At 63.0% G+C, this 14,979-nt stretch carries 15 protein-coding genes and 1 tRNA gene; 6 read left to right on the top strand and 10 right to left on the bottom strand.

What is annotated here, in order from left to right; translation table 11 throughout:
* Positions 1 to 31: 31 nt before the first annotated feature.
* Entirely contained in the window at positions 32 to 721 is a 690-nt protein-coding gene (locus HU736_RS10120) for a crotonase/enoyl-CoA hydratase family protein (protein ID WP_186700062.1), read from the bottom strand.
* A 288-nt stretch (positions 722 to 1,009) separates the two neighbouring features.
* Here HU736_RS10120 and HU736_RS10115 point away from each other — a divergent pair.
* A tRNA-Ser gene (locus HU736_RS10115) sits at positions 1,010 to 1,099 on the top strand.
* A gap of 183 nt (positions 1,100 to 1,282) precedes the next feature.
* Here the strand turns inward: HU736_RS10115 and HU736_RS10110 are convergent.
* The 3 genes from HU736_RS10110 to HU736_RS10100 all read right to left on the bottom strand — a co-directional run bounded on the left by HU736_RS10110 (position 1,283) and on the right by HU736_RS10100 (position 5,693).
* Positions 1,283 to 3,415 (bottom strand): TonB-dependent siderophore receptor, encoded by a 2,133-nt coding sequence (locus HU736_RS10110; protein WP_186700064.1) that lies wholly within the window; start codon positions 3,413 to 3,415, stop codon positions 1,283 to 1,285.
* Positions 3,416 to 3,608: 193 nt separating this feature from the next.
* A complete protein-coding gene (locus HU736_RS10105) occupies positions 3,609 to 4,811 on the bottom strand; it encodes an MFS transporter (protein WP_186700066.1) in 1,203 nt (400 codons plus the stop codon).
* Positions 4,812 to 4,943: 132 nt separating this feature from the next.
* Complete coding sequence (locus HU736_RS10100; RefSeq protein WP_186700068.1) at positions 4,944 to 5,693, bottom strand: 3-oxoacyl-ACP reductase family protein; 750 nt, start codon at positions 5,691 to 5,693, stop codon at positions 4,944 to 4,946.
* Between the two features lie 120 nt (positions 5,694 to 5,813).
* Between HU736_RS10100 and HU736_RS10095 the strand changes: the two genes are divergently transcribed.
* Positions 5,814 to 6,752, top strand: coding sequence for a LysR family transcriptional regulator (locus tag HU736_RS10095; RefSeq protein WP_186700070.1), 939 nt, complete (start codon positions 5,814 to 5,816; stop codon positions 6,750 to 6,752).
* Here the strand turns inward: HU736_RS10095 and HU736_RS10090 are convergent.
* Complete coding sequence (locus HU736_RS10090; protein ID WP_437180451.1) at positions 6,749 to 7,234, bottom strand: GreA/GreB family elongation factor; 486 nt, start codon at positions 7,232 to 7,234, stop codon at positions 6,749 to 6,751. The genes HU736_RS10095 and HU736_RS10090 overlap by 4 nt on opposite strands.
* Positions 7,234 to 7,620 (bottom strand): hypothetical protein, encoded by a 387-nt coding sequence (locus tag HU736_RS10085; RefSeq protein ID WP_103438154.1) that lies wholly within the window; start codon positions 7,618 to 7,620, stop codon positions 7,234 to 7,236. Before HU736_RS10085 ends, HU736_RS10090 begins: the two co-directional genes overlap by 1 nt.
* A gap of 130 nt (positions 7,621 to 7,750) precedes the next feature.
* Here HU736_RS10085 and earP point away from each other — a divergent pair, with 130 nt between their 5' ends.
* Both earP and efp read left to right on the top strand, forming a co-directional pair.
* Positions 7,751 to 8,884 carry an elongation factor P maturation arginine rhamnosyltransferase EarP gene (gene earP, locus HU736_RS10080; RefSeq protein WP_186700072.1) on the top strand — a complete coding sequence of 378 codons (1,134 nt, stop codon included), beginning with the start codon at positions 7,751 to 7,753 and terminating at the stop codon, positions 8,882 to 8,884.
* A 48-nt stretch (positions 8,885 to 8,932) separates the two neighbouring features.
* A complete protein-coding gene (efp, locus tag HU736_RS10075) occupies positions 8,933 to 9,502 on the top strand; it encodes an elongation factor P (protein ID WP_103438152.1) in 570 nt (189 codons plus the stop codon).
* 62 nt (positions 9,503 to 9,564) lie between these two features.
* Here the strand turns inward: efp and HU736_RS10070 are convergent, their stop codons facing one another.
* The 3 genes from HU736_RS10070 to HU736_RS10060 all read right to left on the bottom strand — a co-directional run bounded on the left by HU736_RS10070 (position 9,565) and on the right by HU736_RS10060 (position 11,588).
* Positions 9,565 to 9,993, bottom strand: coding sequence for an organic hydroperoxide resistance protein (locus HU736_RS10070; RefSeq protein ID WP_186700074.1), 429 nt, complete (start codon positions 9,991 to 9,993; stop codon positions 9,565 to 9,567).
* A 128-nt stretch (positions 9,994 to 10,121) separates the two neighbouring features.
* On the bottom strand, positions 10,122 to 10,577 hold the full coding sequence (locus HU736_RS10065; protein WP_103438150.1) for a MarR family winged helix-turn-helix transcriptional regulator: 456 nt from the start codon (positions 10,575 to 10,577) through the stop codon (positions 10,122 to 10,124).
* Between the two features lie 57 nt (positions 10,578 to 10,634).
* A complete protein-coding gene (locus HU736_RS10060; protein ID WP_186700076.1) occupies positions 10,635 to 11,588 on the bottom strand; it encodes a LysR family transcriptional regulator in 954 nt (317 codons plus the stop codon).
* 112 nt (positions 11,589 to 11,700) lie between these two features.
* On the opposite strand from HU736_RS10060, the gene HU736_RS10055 reads away from it, so the two are divergent.
* Positions 11,701 to 12,450 (top strand): sulfite exporter TauE/SafE family protein, encoded by a 750-nt coding sequence (locus HU736_RS10055; RefSeq protein WP_186700078.1) that lies wholly within the window; start codon positions 11,701 to 11,703, stop codon positions 12,448 to 12,450.
* A 45-nt stretch (positions 12,451 to 12,495) separates the two neighbouring features.
* On the opposite strand, the gene HU736_RS10050 is transcribed toward HU736_RS10055, so the two are convergent.
* Positions 12,496 to 13,842, bottom strand: coding sequence for a class II 3-deoxy-7-phosphoheptulonate synthase (locus HU736_RS10050; RefSeq protein WP_101321563.1), 1,347 nt, complete (start codon positions 13,840 to 13,842; stop codon positions 12,496 to 12,498).
* Positions 13,843 to 13,962: 120 nt separating this feature from the next.
* Here HU736_RS10050 and HU736_RS10045 point away from each other — a divergent pair, with 120 nt between their 5' ends.
* Complete coding sequence (locus HU736_RS10045) at positions 13,963 to 14,718, top strand: spermidine synthase (RefSeq protein ID WP_101321561.1); 756 nt, start codon at positions 13,963 to 13,965, stop codon at positions 14,716 to 14,718.
* Positions 14,719 to 14,979: the final 261 nt, after the last annotated feature.

The following is a 14,979-nucleotide window of genomic DNA, read 5'->3' as shown; positions in this document are numbered from 1 at the left end:
TCTGCGCTGCGCAGGCAACCTCGGCGCGGGCTCAGAGGGCAAAGTCCTGGTCGAGGATGATCGCTTCGTCGAGCGCATCGAGCAGGTCCTTGCGCACTTTCAGCTTGGTTTTCTTGTGCGCATTCATGTTCAGTTTTTTCAGCGCATGGGCTGCGCTGGTGGCGGCTTCAAGCAATTGCTCGGCGGGCACTACCGCATCGAGGAAGCCAGCTTCGCGGGCCGCCTGCGGGTCGAACATTTCGGCGTTGATTACCGAGCGGTGGAAGGCCGAGCGGCGCAGGCGGTCGCGAGCCAGTTCGATGCCGGCGTGGTGCATGGTCATGCCGATGGCGACTTCGTTGAGGCCGATCTTGTACGGGCCTTCGACGCCGATGCGGTAGTCGGCCGACAACAGCAGGAACGCCCCCTTGGCCACGGCATGGCCGGGGCAGGCGACGATCACCGGGAATGGGTGCGCGAGCAGGCGGCGGGCCAGAGTCGAGCCTGCGGTAACCAGCGAGACCGCCTGCTGTGGGCCCGAGGTCATTACCTTGAGGTCGTAGCCGCCGGAGAGAATACCGGGCTGACCGGTGATGATCACCACAGCGCGTTCCACTACCGCACGATCAAGGGCGGCGTTGAATTCGGTGATCAGGTCTGGCGAGATGGCGTTGACCTTACCGTTGTTCAGGGTCAAGGTGGCGATGCCGTCTTCGGCGTGGTAAGTGATCAGCTCGCTCATGGCAGAGTCCTTTAAGTGGCGTGGCGATGACGTTACCCAGCGCAGCTGCGCAGGTAAAGCAGCAAGGCTGACCGGCCAGTCAGCTGCGGCCATCGCGGCCACGGGTTGCGGGCGTGGCCGCCGTTGACTGGGAAAAGCACTGGGTACAATGGCAGCTTTGCCATCGCCCCCTGCAGCGATCCTCGGGTTTGCTTAAGCGCATGAAAATTCTGAAAAAAGCGCTTGCCAATAACCGACTCTTCGACTAAATTAGCGCGCCTCGACAGGCTGAATAGCTTGAAGAGAAACGGTGAAGTGTCCGAGTGGTCGAAGGAGCACGCCTGGAAAGTGTGTATACGAGAAATCGTATCAAGGGTTCAAATCCCTTCTTCACCGCCACATTCTACGAGAAGCCCTCGAACTGAAAAGTTCGGGGGCTTTTTGTTTCTGCATCGCACGATTTCGCCAGCTTGCTGTAGAGCGGCCTTGTGTCGCGAAAGGGCTGCGCAGCAGCCCCGGGGAGGTCGGCGGCGAAACTGAGATTTCGTGGCCGCTGAGCGCTGCATCTCAGCTGTGTCGTGGTTAAAAACTCACCGAAGCCGACAACCGAGCCGTACGCGGGGCGCCCTGGAACAGGTAGTTGTCGCCCAGATAATCACCGGTGTCGCGCCAGTAGCGTTTGTCGAACAGGTTGTCGACGGTCAGGCGCAGTACCGTGTCATAGCCGCCGATGGCGGTGCGGTAGCGGCTGCCGAGATCGAACACGGTGTAACCGCCGACTTCGACGTTACCGGCCTGGCTGGCGTACTTGCTGGCGCTGTAACGGGCGCCGCCGAGCAGGGCTAGGCCTGGCACCGGCAGGGTGTATTCGGCGTGCAGCGCGGCGCGCAACTTCGGCACGTTGATCGCCTGGTGGCCTTCGTAAGCGTCGGTGCCGCTGTCTTCGACTCGCGCGCGGATCGCGGCGACGCTGGCCTGAAGTTGCAACTTCGAGGTGGCCCAACCGCTGGCGCCGAGCTCCAGGCCGGTGTTTTTTTGCTGGCCTTGCTGGACGTAGGTAAAACCACCGTCCTCGGGGCGAGCGTACTGATACGCCTGGCGGATCTGGAACAGCGCAGCGCTGAAGCTCATGCCTTGCCAGTCATGCTTGATGCCCAGTTCCAGTTGCCTTGAGAGTGTTGGGGCGAGGATTTCGCCGAGATTGCTGGTGAACCACGGTGCCGTGCCCCCGGCCGACAGGCCTTTGGAGTAGCTGGCGTAGACGGTGGTGTCAGGCTGCGGCTTGTAGATCAGCGCGGCATTTGGCAGCAACTGGTATTGCTGAGTATGGCGGTTGAGTTCGCCGGTCTCGAGCCAAGTCTTCTCATCCAGGCGCACTTCACGAGCCCCTATCACGGTTTGCCACTGCTCGTTGAAAGTGATGCGGTCACTGAAAAATAGCCCGTACTGGCGGCTGTCCAGGCGGCGTTGGCTGGCGCCAACCGGCAAATCTGATGGGTTGACTGCTGGCGCGCCTGTTTCGATGTTGCCGTCGCCGACATCAATGTTGTAGTACGGGCGCTGGTCCACGGTGCGACGTTGAGCGCTGGTGCCGACGGTCAACTCATGACCTAACCCCAACGCATCGAAGCGGCCATTGAGCGTTGCCTGCGCCTCATCGGTACGACGGGTGTCATCCGGGCTGCGGTAGTCGTAGATGTCGTAGTCGCCGTCTGGGCTGAACTGCGACTGCATGCCATTTTCACTGCCCCAGGCAAACGCACTGTAATCGTCAATCACCACCTTGCTGCGCGAAGCACTCAGCGTGCCGCTCCAGTCGTCATTGAACCGGTACTCGAAGCGCCCGCCAAGGTTCAGCGAATCGTTCTGCACGGGCTTGGCCCATTGCTGATAAGCAAGCCGATCACTCGGATCGACCCCATGCGGCACTGCGCTGCCACCAAGCAGTTGATAACCCGGCACTGAGCGCTGCTCGCGGTGCTGATACTCGGCGTCCAGCTGCAAGGTGGCGTTGCTGCTGATCTGCCAATCAAACGCCAACGAGGCAAAATCACGCTTGCCGTCGGCGTGGTCGACATACGAGCGAATGTCCTCATGGGCGAGGTTGGCGCGCAGGCCGAACTGGCGCTCGCTGCCGAACCAGCCGCCAACGTCAGTGGCCAGATAGCGCTCGCCGTGTTCGTTGGTCGAGACGCTGACGCTACGCACATCGGCGGCGTGTTTGGTCACGTAATTGATCAGGCCGCCCGGCTCGGAGACGCCACTGTGCAAACCCGACAAGCCCTTGAGCAGTTCCACCTGCTGCTTGTTCTCCAGCGCGACGTTCTGCTCGCCCGCGATGGTCTGGCCATTGATCTTGTAGCTGCTGGCAGCATTGAGCTCGAAGCCGCGCACGTTGAAGTTTTCGTAGTAGCCAATCGGCGCGTAGCTTTCGCCCACCGAGGCATCGCTTTGCAGCACTTCGCTGAGCTTGCGCACCTGGCGGTCTTCCAGCAGTTGCTGGCTGAATACGCTGATCGAGGCCGGGGTGTCGAGCAGCGCCGCTGGCTGCCAGCCGCCGACCTGCGCCTGGCGCACCTGATAACCGTCGCTGGCGGAAACATCGGTCACCTGCAACGGCGCCAGGGTCACGCCGTCAGCGAGGGCCTGGCCACTGTGCAGAGCAAGGCCAAGGCTGAGCAGGCTCAGGGGCAGGCGAGGGCGAAGCGAAGTCATGCAGGGCTCCTGGAAAAACGCGCGCGCGGCACCGCTGCGCCGAGGGCAGGCGGGGCGTGGCAGCGGCAGCGGCAGCCTGCTGGTGTTGCGCCAGGCAGGCGAAAAAGGGGCGCCATGGTAGCAGGCAGAGCAGCGTCGGGCGCCCCTATTTCAGAGGCGCCCGTTCAGAGAAACGATTGAGCTGGCAGATAATTCAGCTCGCGGCAGCCGACGGGCGCGGCGGCTGCAGCTTGCGCCTGCGCTCGGCCAGAACCCACACCAGCAAGGCCAGCGTGCCGATCAGGATCCCGGCGACGACGATGGCTTTCCAGCCGCTGTATTCGAACAACTGCGTACCGAGCAGTGAGCCCAGCGCGCCGCCGATGAAGTAGCAGCTGATGTAGCCGGCATTGAGCCGGGTGCGGGCCTCGGGACGCAGGCTGATCACGGCGTTCTGGTTGCTGACATGTACCAGTTGTACCGCCAGATCAAGCAGCAACACACCGATCAGCAGGGCCATCAGCGACTGTTCGGCAAAACCCAGTGGCAGCCACGACAGCACCAGCGCACTCAGGCCCACGGTAGTGCCGAGGGCACCCTTGCCGCGGTCGGCCAGGCGCCCGGCCCAGTTCGCTGCCAGGGCACCGGCAGCCCCGGCCAGGCCAAACAGGCCGATGGCCGCCTCGCCATAGTGGTAGGGCTCGCGCACCAGCAAGAATGCCAGTGGGGTCCAGAACAACGCAAACAGGCTGAACGCCAACAGCCCCAGCAACGAGCGCAGGCGCAGCACCGGCTCTTCGGCGAACAGGCGGAACACCGAGCCAATCAGCGCCGGGTATTTCAGGCCAGCGTGGCTCTTGTGCTGCGGCAGGCTGCGGTACAACGCGATGGCGCTGATCGCCATCAACACTGCCGCCAGCACATAGATGCTGCGCCAGCCGCCCAGCTCGGCCATGAAGCCCGCAGCGGTGCGCGCCAGCAGGATCCCCAGCAGCAGCCCGCTCATCAAGGTGCCGACCGCGCGGCCGCGTTGTTCGGGGGCGGTCAGGCTGGCGGCCATCGGCACCAGAACCTGCGCCACCACCGAAAACAGCCCGGTCAGCGTGGTGCCGACCAGCAACCAGGCCAGGTTCGGGGCGCAGGCACTGATGACCAGGCCGACCGTGGCGATGGCAATCATGCTCACGATCAGCCGCCGTTGCTCGAACATGTCGCCCAGCGGCGCCAGCAGCAGCAGGCCGGCGCCGTAGCTGAGCTGCGCAGCGATGACGATGGTGCCGGCGCTGGTCGTGCTCAGGCCAAACTGCTCGGCGATGCTGTGCAGCAAAGGTTGCGCGTAATAGTTGCTGGCAACGGCCAGGCCGGTGGCGGTCGCCATCAGCAGGATGAGGGCGCGACTCAAGGTCGGGGAGGGCATGGCAGGTCCTTTGCTGGCAGTAAAAAGTACATCGAGTATTGGGGCTGCGTTGGCCCCATCCCAATTCAATTGCTGCATGGTAGCGATTACCAGGCGGCCCCGTCGCGCTGTCTGGCGCAACGGGGCAGGTAATCAGGCCGAGAAGCCGCCGTCCACGGTCAGGCTGGCGCCGGTGATGTAGCCCGCTTCGGGGCCGGCGAGGTAGGCGACAAAGCTGGCGATTTCTTCGGCGTGGCCATAGCGGCCGACGGCCATCAATGGAATCAGGCTGTCGGCAAAGTCGCCATCGGCCGGGTTCATGTCGGTATCCACTGGCCCTGGCTGCACGTTGTTGACGGTCACGCCCTGCGGGCCGAGGTCGCGTGCCAGGCCTTTGGTCAGGCCAACCAGCGCTGACTTGCTCATGGCATACGGGGCGCCGCCGGCAAACGGCATGCGCTCGGCATTGGTGCTGCCGATATTGATGATCCGCCCGCCCTGGCCCAGATGCGGCGCTGCAGCCTGACTGGCGACGAACACGCTGCGCACGTTGACCGCGAGCATGCGGTCGAACTCGGCCAGATCGAACTCGGCGACGGGTGCAACGGCGAGCACGCCGGCGTTGTTGACCAGAATATCCAGCCGGCCAAAAGCCTCTAGGGTGTTCTGTACCGCTTGCTGGACGGCGCTGGCATCGGCGCTGTCTGCGCGCAGCGCCAAGGCTTTACCGCCGGCGGCGCTGATCTCATCCGCCAGGGCCTGGGCAGGCCCGGCGGAGCTGACGTAGGTGAACGCGACGTGTGCGCCTTGCAGCGCCAGGCGGCGTACGATGGCAGCGCCGATGCCGCGCGAACCGCCTTGGACCAAAGCGACTTTGCCGGTGAGGGTGAGGGGACTGGACATGGGCGAACTCCTGCTGGTGGGCAAGGCGAAAGGCCTTGGCATGGGCGCAGTATCCGCTGCCGATTAGCTACTGATAAGATGCTAATCACGATCAGCAGAGTAAACCCTAGGTTGCTAATCATGGCCATCGAGTCATTCAGTACGTTGGAATGCTTTATTCGTAGTGCCGAGGTTGGCAGCTTCGCCGAAGCGGCTCGGCGGCTGCGCCTGACTCCGGCCGCAGTGGGCAAGAACGTTGCCCAGCTGGAGTCGCGCTTGGGTGTGCGGCTGTTTCAGCGCAGCACTCGCAAGTTGACCCTGACCGAAGCCGGTCAGCGCTTTCTAAGCGAGGTCAAGGACAGCTTCGGCACTATCCAGTCGGCCATGGCCAACCTTGCCAGCGCCCAGGGGCAGCCGGCGGGGCTGTTGCGGGTGAGCATGGGCACGGTGTTCGGGCGCCTTTACGTGCTGCCGCTGCTGGGTGAGTTTTTGCAGCGCTTCCCGGCGATCACGCCGGACTGGCATTTTGACAACCGCCAGGTCGACCTGATCGGCCAGGGCTTCGATGCGGCCATCGGCGGCGGCTTCGAGCTGCCGCCGGGGGTGGTGGCGCGGCGGCTGACTCCAGCGCATCGGGTGCTGGTCGCGGCGCCTGGGTTTATTCAAGGGCGCGCCGCGATCAACCAGCCGGAAGATCTGCTCGAGTTGCCTGGTATTCTCATCCGCTCGCCGCAGACCGGCCGCGTGCGCGCCTGGCCATTGACCAGTCGCTGGCGTGAGCAACGACCGCTGCCGTTGCGTCAGGCCATGACCATGAGCGACTCCGATGCTGCCTGCGCGGTGGCCCAGCAAGGCCTGGGGATTGCCTTGGTCAGCCTGCCGTTTGCCGTGCCGTATCTGCGCGCAGGCCTGCTGCAACGGGTGCTGCCGGACTGGTACGTGGATGATGGCAACATCAGTGTTTATTACGCCGGGCACAAGCTGCTGCCGGGCAAGACCCGTGCGTTCATCGACTTTGTCGTCGAGCAGTTTGCCGAGCAGGGCCTGGCCAGTGCCTTTGATGCGCTGGAGGTGCTTTAGGCGACAGCAACCACGGCGGATACTTGGGCCACGCCTGCCACCACCAGGCTCACTTCATCGTCCAGCCGCTTGCCGATCAACACTTGCCCCAGTGGTGAGCGCGGGGTGATCACGGTCACCTGCTGCGGCCCGTGGCCAAGCTTCAGGCCGGCGCCCTCCGGGCCAATGAACACCCGACGCTGATCGCCTTGTTCGTCTTCGAGGGTGACCAGGCTGCTGATCTGAATGCCGCGTGTCGGGTCATAGTCACGCAGCACCAACTGTTGGTAGGTCAGCAGCGCCTGGCGGATCTCGGCAGCGCGACGGGCCTGGCCTGTGGCCAGATAGGAGGCCTCGAGGCCTAGGGTGTCGTACTTGTTCTCGGCCTTGTTTTCTTCGGCGGTGGCGGCTTCATAGGCGATCTGCGCGGCCCGCCGCAGTGCCTCGACGTCGGCTTCGAGTGCGGCGACAATGGCGCTAAGTACCTGGTTCTTGTTCAACATCAGTAACAGAACTCGAGCACGTTGGCTTGGCTCTTGTCGGTCGGCGCGGTGCGGTTTTGTTGCAGCCAGAACTGGCACTTGGGCTTGTTCAGATTGCGCGGGTTGCCCTCGGCAGCAGCGGCGGCTTGCTCGGCTTCCTGGTTGTGCAAGATGTCCTTGTAGCGCTCGAACATCTGCGCCTGGGCATCGCCGGCTGCGGCCGGTGCCGGCGCTACGATTGCCGGTGCCAGCACCTGAGCGACCGGCTGCACCTGTTCGGGCCACAACCGCGCCGCCAGCCACAGGCTTACGGCAATGGCGATGGCGCCAAGCCACAGGCCGAAGGCAATACACAGCACCAGTTGCACGGGCTTGAGGGTAATCTTCAGTTCACGGCGGCGGTACATGGCGGCCTCCTGGCAGGGCGGGGTAGCGAGCATTGTCGCATGGCCGCCGACAAATATTCAGCGCGGTGCTTTTGTCGGCAGGCGTTTATCCGCAAAATCGCGGGTTTTACCGCGCAGCATGGGAGCGGCGATGAAAGCCAGCTGGGATATCTTTTGCACCGTTGTGGATAACTACGGTGATATCGGCGTGACCTGGCGCCTGGCCCGGCAACTGGTGGCTGAACATGGCCTGGCCGTGCGGCTTTGGGTCGACGACCTGAACGCCTTCGTGCCGCTGTGCCCAGCCGCTGACGCCAACGCCGAGCAGCAGTGGCACGAGGGTGTAGACGTACGCCATTGGCCGGCAGCGTGGTCGGCTACTTCACCGGCTGAGGTAGTGGTCGGTGCTTTTGCCTGTCAGTTGCCGCCGGCCTATATCGAGGCGATGAGCGCGCAAGCGACGCCGCCGTTGTGGCTGAACCTTGAGTACCTGAGCGCCGAAGACTGGGTCGAGGGTTGCCACGGTTTGCCGTCGCCCCAGCCCAACGGCCTGCGCAAGGTGTTTTTCTTCCCGGGTTTCACCGCCAGGACCGGCGGCCTGCTGCGCGAGGCCAGTGTGCTGGCGAGCCGCGACAGCCTGCAGTCAGCGCCAAAGCAACGGGCAGAGTTTTTGGCAGGGCTGGGCGTGCAGGTCGCACCCGGCAGTCGGCTGCTGTCGCTGTTCGCTTATGAGAACCGCCAGTTGGGCAGTTGGCTGCAGGCGCTGGCGGCAGGGACGCAAGCGACTCACTTGCTGGTGCCACAAGGGCGAATTCTGGCGGACCTGGCGGCCTGGCTCGAGGTTGCCACGCTGGCGCCGGGTGCGCTGCATCAGCGCGGCGCGCTGACTGTGCAGGTGGTGCCATTCGTCAGTCAGGGTGATTACGACAAGCTGCTGTGGGCCTGCGACTTCAATGCCGTGCGCGGTGAAGATTCGTTCGTGCGTGCGCAGTGGGCCGCTGTGCCGATGCTGTGGCATATCTACGTCCAGGACGAGAATGCCCACTGGGAAAAACTCGAAGCGTTCCTGGCGCTCTATCGCCAGGGGCTGTCAGACCCGGCCAGCGTGGCGCTGACCGCATTGTGGCGGGCATGGAACATCGACGGCGACATGGGCCAGGCCTGGCAAGCGCTGCAGCCACACTGGGACGAACTGCAAACCCATGCCCGCGAATGGGCTGTCGCGCAAGCCGCTCAGCCGGACCTTGCCACAGCGCTAGTACACTTTTGCCGAAATTCGCTATGATACGCGGCCTCGATTTTTATAAATCCATCCAGATTCGGATATTTCGCAATGAAAACTGGTAAAGAAATCAAACCCGGTACCGTTCTGCGCATCGATAACGATCCGTGGCTGGTTCAGAAAGCTGAGTTCACCAAGTCGGGCCGTAACAGCGCGATCATGAAGACCAAGCTGAAAAACCTGCTGACCGGCTACAAGACTGAAACCGTATACGGTGCAGACGACAAGCTGGACGACGTGATCCTTGATCGCAAAGAAGCAACCCTGTCGTTCATCAATGGTGATACTTACACCTTCATGGACACCACCGACTACACCATGTACGAGCTGAACGCCGAAGATATCGAGGCCGTTCTGCCGTACATCGAAGAAGGCATGACTGACATCTGCGAAGCTGTGTTCTTCGAAGAGCGTCTGGTATCGGTTGAACTGCCGACCACCATCAGCCGTAAGGTTGTCTACACCGAGAACTCGGCACGTGGCGACACTTCGGGCAAGGTCATGAAGCCTGCCAAGCTGTCCAACGGTACTGAAGTTCAGGTTGCTGACTTCATCGAAATCGACGAAATGATCGATATCGACACCCGTGACGGTAGCTTCAAAGGCCGTTCGAAGAAGTAATCACTTCTGCCGAACGCAAAAAAACCCGGCGCTGGCCGGGTTTTTTTATGCCTGAAGATTACTCAGACGTTCACATGCAGGCGTACATCGACATTGCCGCGGGTGGCGTTGGAGTACGGGCAGACCTGGTGTGCCTTGTCGACCAGTTCCTGCGCTGCGGCTTGTTCCAGGCCGGGCAGGTTGATCTCCAGGTCGATGTCCAGGCCAAAGCCGCCGGGAATCTGGCCGATGCCGACCTTGGCGGTGATCGAGGTGTCTGCTGGCAACGGCTGCTTGGCCTGGCCCGCGACGAACTTCAGGGCACCGATGAAGCAGGCCGAGTAGCCGGCAGCGAACAGCTGCTCGGGATTGCTGCCTTCGCCGCCGGCGCCGCCGAGCTCTTTCGGCGTGCTCAGTTTGACTTCGAGCTTGCCGTCGTTCGAGCGGGATTTACCATCACGACCACCGGTGGAAGTGGCTTGGGCAATGTACAGCGGAGTGACCTTTTGCATGACTAGCCTCGCGTAATGTGCTGCGCGCCGTAGCGCTGGTTGGTGTGGGATTTAAATTAGCGCGCAATTAGTTTGCGCGCAAGATAAATCACTAGCCGTTTGTCGGGACGGCTGTCCCAGCGTATTCGCTATACGGCTTTTTGCAGGCTGGCGCGCAGGTCCAACAGCTCGGACTGCAACTGCTGGAGCCGCTCCAGGCTGCGCCCGCTGGCCTGCAGAATGCACTGCGGCACGCGCTTGGCATCCTCATGCAGGGCATGGCCCTTGTCGGTCAGTTGCACCAGCACCACCCGCTCATCCTCGCGGCTGCGGGTGCGCTTGAGCAGGCCCTCGCTTTCCAGGCGTTTGAGCAGCGGGGTCAGCGAGCCAGGGTCGGTCAGCAGGCGATTGCTGATTTCACCTACGGTCAGGCCGTCCTGCTCCCACAACACCAGCATCGCCAGGTATTGCGGATAGGTCAGGCCCAGCGCCTGCAGCAAGGGCTTGTAAACCTTGGTCATCAGCAACGAGGTCGAGTGCAGGGCAAAACAGACCTGGTTGTTCAGCAGCAGCTCGTCGCAGGGGGCTTTAGTGTCGGCGTTCATGCAGGTCCTTGAATTCTTCAGATTTAAAATCTAGCACGCTGATAGCTGGCGCGCTCACTACCAGCGTAATTCGCTGCGCAGGGCAAGATCCCACGGCGGCAACGGACTGAACCGGCTCTTGAGGAATTCGAGCAGCAAGCGGCTGCGAGAGTTCGTTTCATGTTCCAGGCGTAATGCGTAGATACCGCTGGTCTCGGCTGCAGGCAGGCCGTTTTGACAGAATAACGGCACCAGGTCGCCGCGCAGCAGGTGCTCGCTGATCAGCCAGGTCGGCAGGTGCGCCACGCCCAAACCGGCCAGGGCGCCGCACAGCAGGGTCTCAGCGTTGTTGGCCGACATGCGCATGCGGCTGGGCCGATACAGGCGCAGTTGGCCGTCGACGTTGAAGCGCCAGGCAAACGGTGGCGCCAGGCCGTCCCAGTCGAGGCCGTCGTGCGCTGGTAGTTCGCTGGGGCAGTTGGGCAGGCCACGGTTGGTCAGATACACCGGGCTGGCGCAGGCCACGCGGACCATATAGGCCAGTGGTGTAGCAACCAGCCGGGTGTCGGCCAAGGGGCCGGCGCGCAACACCAGATCGACCTCGCCCAGGTGGCTGCCGTGCAGGTCGACGAAGCTGTCGATCAGGCGCAGGCGCACGTCCAGCCCGGGGTACGCCGCGAGAAAGTCGGCAATCGCCGGGGCCAGGTGCAGGCGGCCGAAGGCGGCCGGGGCGTCGATGCGGATCAGCCCCTCAGGGGCGTTGCTCAGCGAGACCGCTTCGGCGCGGGCCAGGCGCAGCTCTTCGATGATGCGCCGGGCGCGTTCGGCAAAGGCCTTGCCGGCGGGTGTCACGCGTACGGCATGGGTGCTGCGCACGAACAGCCGGCTGCCCACTGCTGCCTCGAGACTGTCGATGCGCCGAGCCACGGCTGATGGGGTCAGGGGATGGCGCCTGGACGCGGCAGAAAAGCTGCCGGTGTCGAGCACGTCGAGGAACAGGCTCAGCTGTTCGGTAAGGGCATCGGGGTTCATTCAGGCTCTGCTTGTGCGAGATGCGCAAAGCCATTGTGCGCTGCTGTGCGTTTCCCTACCAGCCCGCAGTGGTTAGCATGTACACATTGTGTAACAGGCAGATGAGGCCCTGATGATCGAGTGGTTGCTGTATATCGTACTGGGCGCTGCATTGGGCACGGTGGGCGGATTGTTCGGCATCGGTGGCGGCTTGATCGCGATCCCGGCGCTGGGCGTGCTGTTTGGTCTGGACCAACAACTCGCGCAAGGCACCGCGCTGGTGATGGTGGTGCCGAATGTGCTGCTGGCGCTGTGGCGTTACAACCAGCGCAATCGCATCGAACTGCGCTACGCCTTGCCGTTGTCGCTGTGCAGTCTGCTGTTTGCCTGGCTGGGCTCGATCTGGGCGGTCGGCATCGATGCCTATTCGATGCGCCTGGGCTTTGTCGGCTTTTTGCTGGCGTTGGTGGTGTGGAACCTGGCGCGGATGTTCATGCGCACCGCACCGGCCAGCAGCCAATTGCGTTATCCGTGGCCGTGGCTGGGTGTGCTCGGCTGTTTTGCCGGAACCATGGGCGGGCTGTTCGGAGTTGGCGGCGCGGTGGTTGCCACACCGGTACTGACCAGTGTGTTCGGCACCACTCAGGTGGTCGCCCAGGGCCTGTCGCTGGCATTGGCGGCACCGAGCACCTCGGTGACTTTGCTCACCTACGGCCTGCACCACAGTGTTGACTGGCAGATGGGCGCTGCCCTGGCCGTGGGCGGGCTGCTCAGCATCAGTTGGGGCGTGAAGCTCGCGCACGCCTTGCCCGAGCGCGTGCTGCGCATGATGTTCTGTGGCTTTTTGGTGGTGTGCGCCGTGCTGCTGGCTTACGAGCTGTAAGTCGGTCGCCCAGTCACCGGCTGGCAGTGACTGCGCGCGAGCAGGTCAGCGACGGACCTGCTTGAGGGTTTCGGCGATGAGGAATGCCAGCTCCAGTGACTGGTCGGCATTCAGCCGCGGGTCACAGTGGGTGTGGTAGCGATCGGACAAGCCGTCTTCGGTGATCGGTCGCGCACCGCCAATGCACTCGGTGACGTTCTGCCCGGTCATCTCGATGTGAATGCCGCCAGCGTACGAGCCTTCGGCCTGATGAACCTGGAAGAAGTGCTTCACCTCATCGAGGATCTGCGCAAAGTCGCGGGTCTTGTAGCCGCTGCTGGCCTTGATCGTGTTGGCGTGCATCGGGTCGCAGCTCCACAGCACCTGGCGGCCTTCGCGCTCTACCGTACGGATCAGCCCCGGCAGGTGTGTGCCGACCTTGCCTGCGCCCATGCGCACGATCAGGTTCAGGCGGCCTGGATCGTTGCTCGGGTTGAGCACATCGATCAGCCGAATCAACTCCTCAGGGTCCATGCTTGGGCCGACCTTGACCCCGATCGGGTTGTGCACACCGCGCAGGAATTCGACATGCGCGCCATCGAGCTGGCGGGTGCGGTCGCCGATCCACAACATGTGCGCCGAGCAGTCATAGAAATCGCCGGTCAGGCTGTCGCTGCGCACAAACGCTTGTTCGTAGTTCAGCAGCAGCGCTTCGTGGGCGGTAAAGAAGCTGGTTTCGCGCAGCTGCGGCGCGCTGTCCAGGCCACAGGCGCGCATGAACGCCAGGGTCTCGTCGATGCGGTCGGCGAGCTGGTGGTACTTGTCGGCCAGGGCTGAGTTGGCGATGAAGTCGAGGTTCCACTTGTGCACCTGATGCAGGTCGGCAAAACCGCCCTGGGCAAACGCGCGCAGCAGGTTGAGGCTGGCGGTGGACTGGTGGTACGCCTGCAGCAGGCGCTCGGGGTCGGGGATGCGGCTGGGTGCGTCGAAGCCAATGCCGTTGACGATGTCGCCGCGGTACGCTGGCAAGGTCACCTGGCCAATGGTCTCGTCACCGGCCGAACGCGGCTTGGCGAACTGCCCGGCCATGCGCCCGACCTTGACCACCGGGCAACCGGCCGCAAAAGTCATGACAATGGCCATCTGCAGCAGCACCTTGAAGGTGTCGCGGATCTTCGCGGCGGAAAACTCGGCAAAGCTCTCGGCGCAATCGCCGCCCTGCAGCAGAAATGCCCGGCCCTGGGTGACCTCGGCGAATTGCCGGCGCAGCTCGCGCGCTTCACCGGCAAACACCAGCGGCGGATAGCTGGCGAGGGTCTGCTCGACCTTGGCCAGGTGCGCGGCATCGGGGTAGCTCGGCTGCTGCTGGATGGGCAGGGCACGCCAGCTTTCGGGGCTCCAGGGTTGGTTCATCACGGGCTCGTTATTGGCTGTTAGGGGCAATGGCTCATGGTATCAGGTGGCGGCGTGCTTGTTGCACCGCAGGCATTGACGGACAATGGCGCTTTTGTGCGCGGTGCAGCGGGAGTGGTAATGACTAACGAGCGGGAAGAGCGGCTGCTGGCTCGGGTCGAGGATGCCTATGGCATCGTCAGCGTTTACGAGGTCGAGGATTATCGTTTTCTCGAATTCGGTGAGGCCATCGAGCAAAGCTGCGTGTTTACCGCTGACCCTAGCTGGCTTGAATACGACTACACCCGGGCGATGCTGATCGGCGCGCTGTGCCATGAGCTGCCCGAGAGCGCGCTGTTTCTCGGCCTGGGGGCCGGTACGCTGACCCAGGCGTGCCTGAAGTTCCTGCCGTTGGATGACGTCGAAGCCATTGAGCTACGCCCGGATGTACCGCGGCTGGCCATGGAATACCTCGGTCTGGACGATGACCCGCGGCTGTATGTGCGCATTGGTGATGCGGTCGAGTTGCTGCCGACGGCCGAGAAGGCTGACCTGATCTTTGTCGACCTGTATACCGACCATGGGCCGGGAGTGGCGCATCTGGCCTGGAATTTCCTCGAGCAGTGTCAGCAGCAGCTAAACCCAGGCGGTTGGCTGGTGATCAACCAGTGGGCCGGCGATGACGGCAAGCCGCTGGGTGCGGCGCTGCTGCGTGGGCTCTACCACCGGCATTATTGGGAGCTGCCGGTGAAGGAGGGCAATGTCGTGGTGCTGGTGCCAGCCGAATTCGATCAGGAATTGCAGATCGACGAGTTGCGCGCGCGGGCCGAGGCGCTGGCGCCGCAGTTGGGGTATAGCCTTGAGTACCTGATCAAGGCGATTCGCCCGGCGACCTGAGGCCGTGGGGCGCAAAGCGCCCCCAAAAATCGCCGCTCCACTGCAAATTACGCATCCCTGCCGAGAGCTAAAGCCCAACCGATTCAGCCTCAACCCCCCACATCACCACGCCCCAGAAAAAAATCTCACCGCAATCAAGGATTTCGGGTATAGTACGCGCCGGTCTTTTAGCGGGCCGCAAAATCAGGTGGTGCAAATCCTCCGAGTCCAGCTTCGGCTGCACGTCCGCTAGTCGGACCTTCTCAAGTATTTCTTTTTCAA

Source organism: Pseudomonas shirazensis, from assembly GCF_014268785.2.
Lineage (GTDB): Bacteria > Pseudomonadota > Gammaproteobacteria > Pseudomonadales > Pseudomonadaceae > Aquipseudomonas > Aquipseudomonas shirazensis.
The sequence above is the reverse complement of the archived record's forward strand: the minus strand, read 5'-3'. Positions and strand labels throughout refer to the sequence as shown.

Bases quoted from the DNA above. Each gene is read 5' to 3' on its own strand.
- HU736_RS10070 (WP_186700074.1), bottom strand. From the start codon at position 9,993: ATGCAAAAGGTCACTCCGCTGTACATTGCCCAAGCCACTTCCACCGGT.
- HU736_RS10120 (WP_186700062.1), bottom strand. From the start codon at position 721: ATGAGCGAGCTGATCACTTACCACGCCGAAGACGGCATCGCCACCTTG.
- HU736_RS10085 (WP_103438154.1), bottom strand. From the start codon at position 7,620: ATGTACCGCCGCCGTGAACTGAAGATTACCCTCAAGCCCGTGCAACTG.
- HU736_RS10055 (WP_186700078.1), top strand. From the start codon at position 11,701: ATGATCGAGTGGTTGCTGTATATCGTACTGGGCGCTGCATTGGGCACG.
- HU736_RS10110 (WP_186700064.1), bottom strand. From the start codon at position 3,415: ATGACTTCGCTTCGCCCTCGCCTGCCCCTGAGCCTGCTCAGCCTTGGC.
- HU736_RS10060 (WP_186700076.1), bottom strand. From the start codon at position 11,588: ATGAACCCCGATGCCCTTACCGAACAGCTGAGCCTGTTCCTCGACGTG.
- HU736_RS10100 (WP_186700068.1), bottom strand. From the start codon at position 5,693: ATGTCCAGTCCCCTCACCCTCACCGGCAAAGTCGCTTTGGTCCAAGGC.
- earP (WP_186700072.1), top strand. From the start codon at position 7,751: ATGAAAGCCAGCTGGGATATCTTTTGCACCGTTGTGGATAACTACGGT.
- HU736_RS10065 (WP_103438150.1), bottom strand. From the start codon at position 10,577: ATGAACGCCGACACTAAAGCCCCCTGCGACGAGCTGCTGCTGAACAAC.
- HU736_RS10045 (WP_101321561.1), top strand. From the start codon at position 13,963: ATGACTAACGAGCGGGAAGAGCGGCTGCTGGCTCGGGTCGAGGATGCC.
- HU736_RS10105 (WP_186700066.1), bottom strand. From the start codon at position 4,811: ATGCCCTCCCCGACCTTGAGTCGCGCCCTCATCCTGCTGATGGCGACC.
- efp (WP_103438152.1), top strand. From the start codon at position 8,933: ATGAAAACTGGTAAAGAAATCAAACCCGGTACCGTTCTGCGCATCGAT.
- HU736_RS10095 (WP_186700070.1), top strand. From the start codon at position 5,814: ATGGCCATCGAGTCATTCAGTACGTTGGAATGCTTTATTCGTAGTGCC.
- HU736_RS10090 (WP_437180451.1), bottom strand. From the start codon at position 7,234: ATGTTGAACAAGAACCAGGTACTTAGCGCCATTGTCGCCGCACTCGAA.
- HU736_RS10050 (WP_101321563.1), bottom strand. From the start codon at position 13,842: ATGAACCAACCCTGGAGCCCCGAAAGCTGGCGTGCCCTGCCCATCCAG.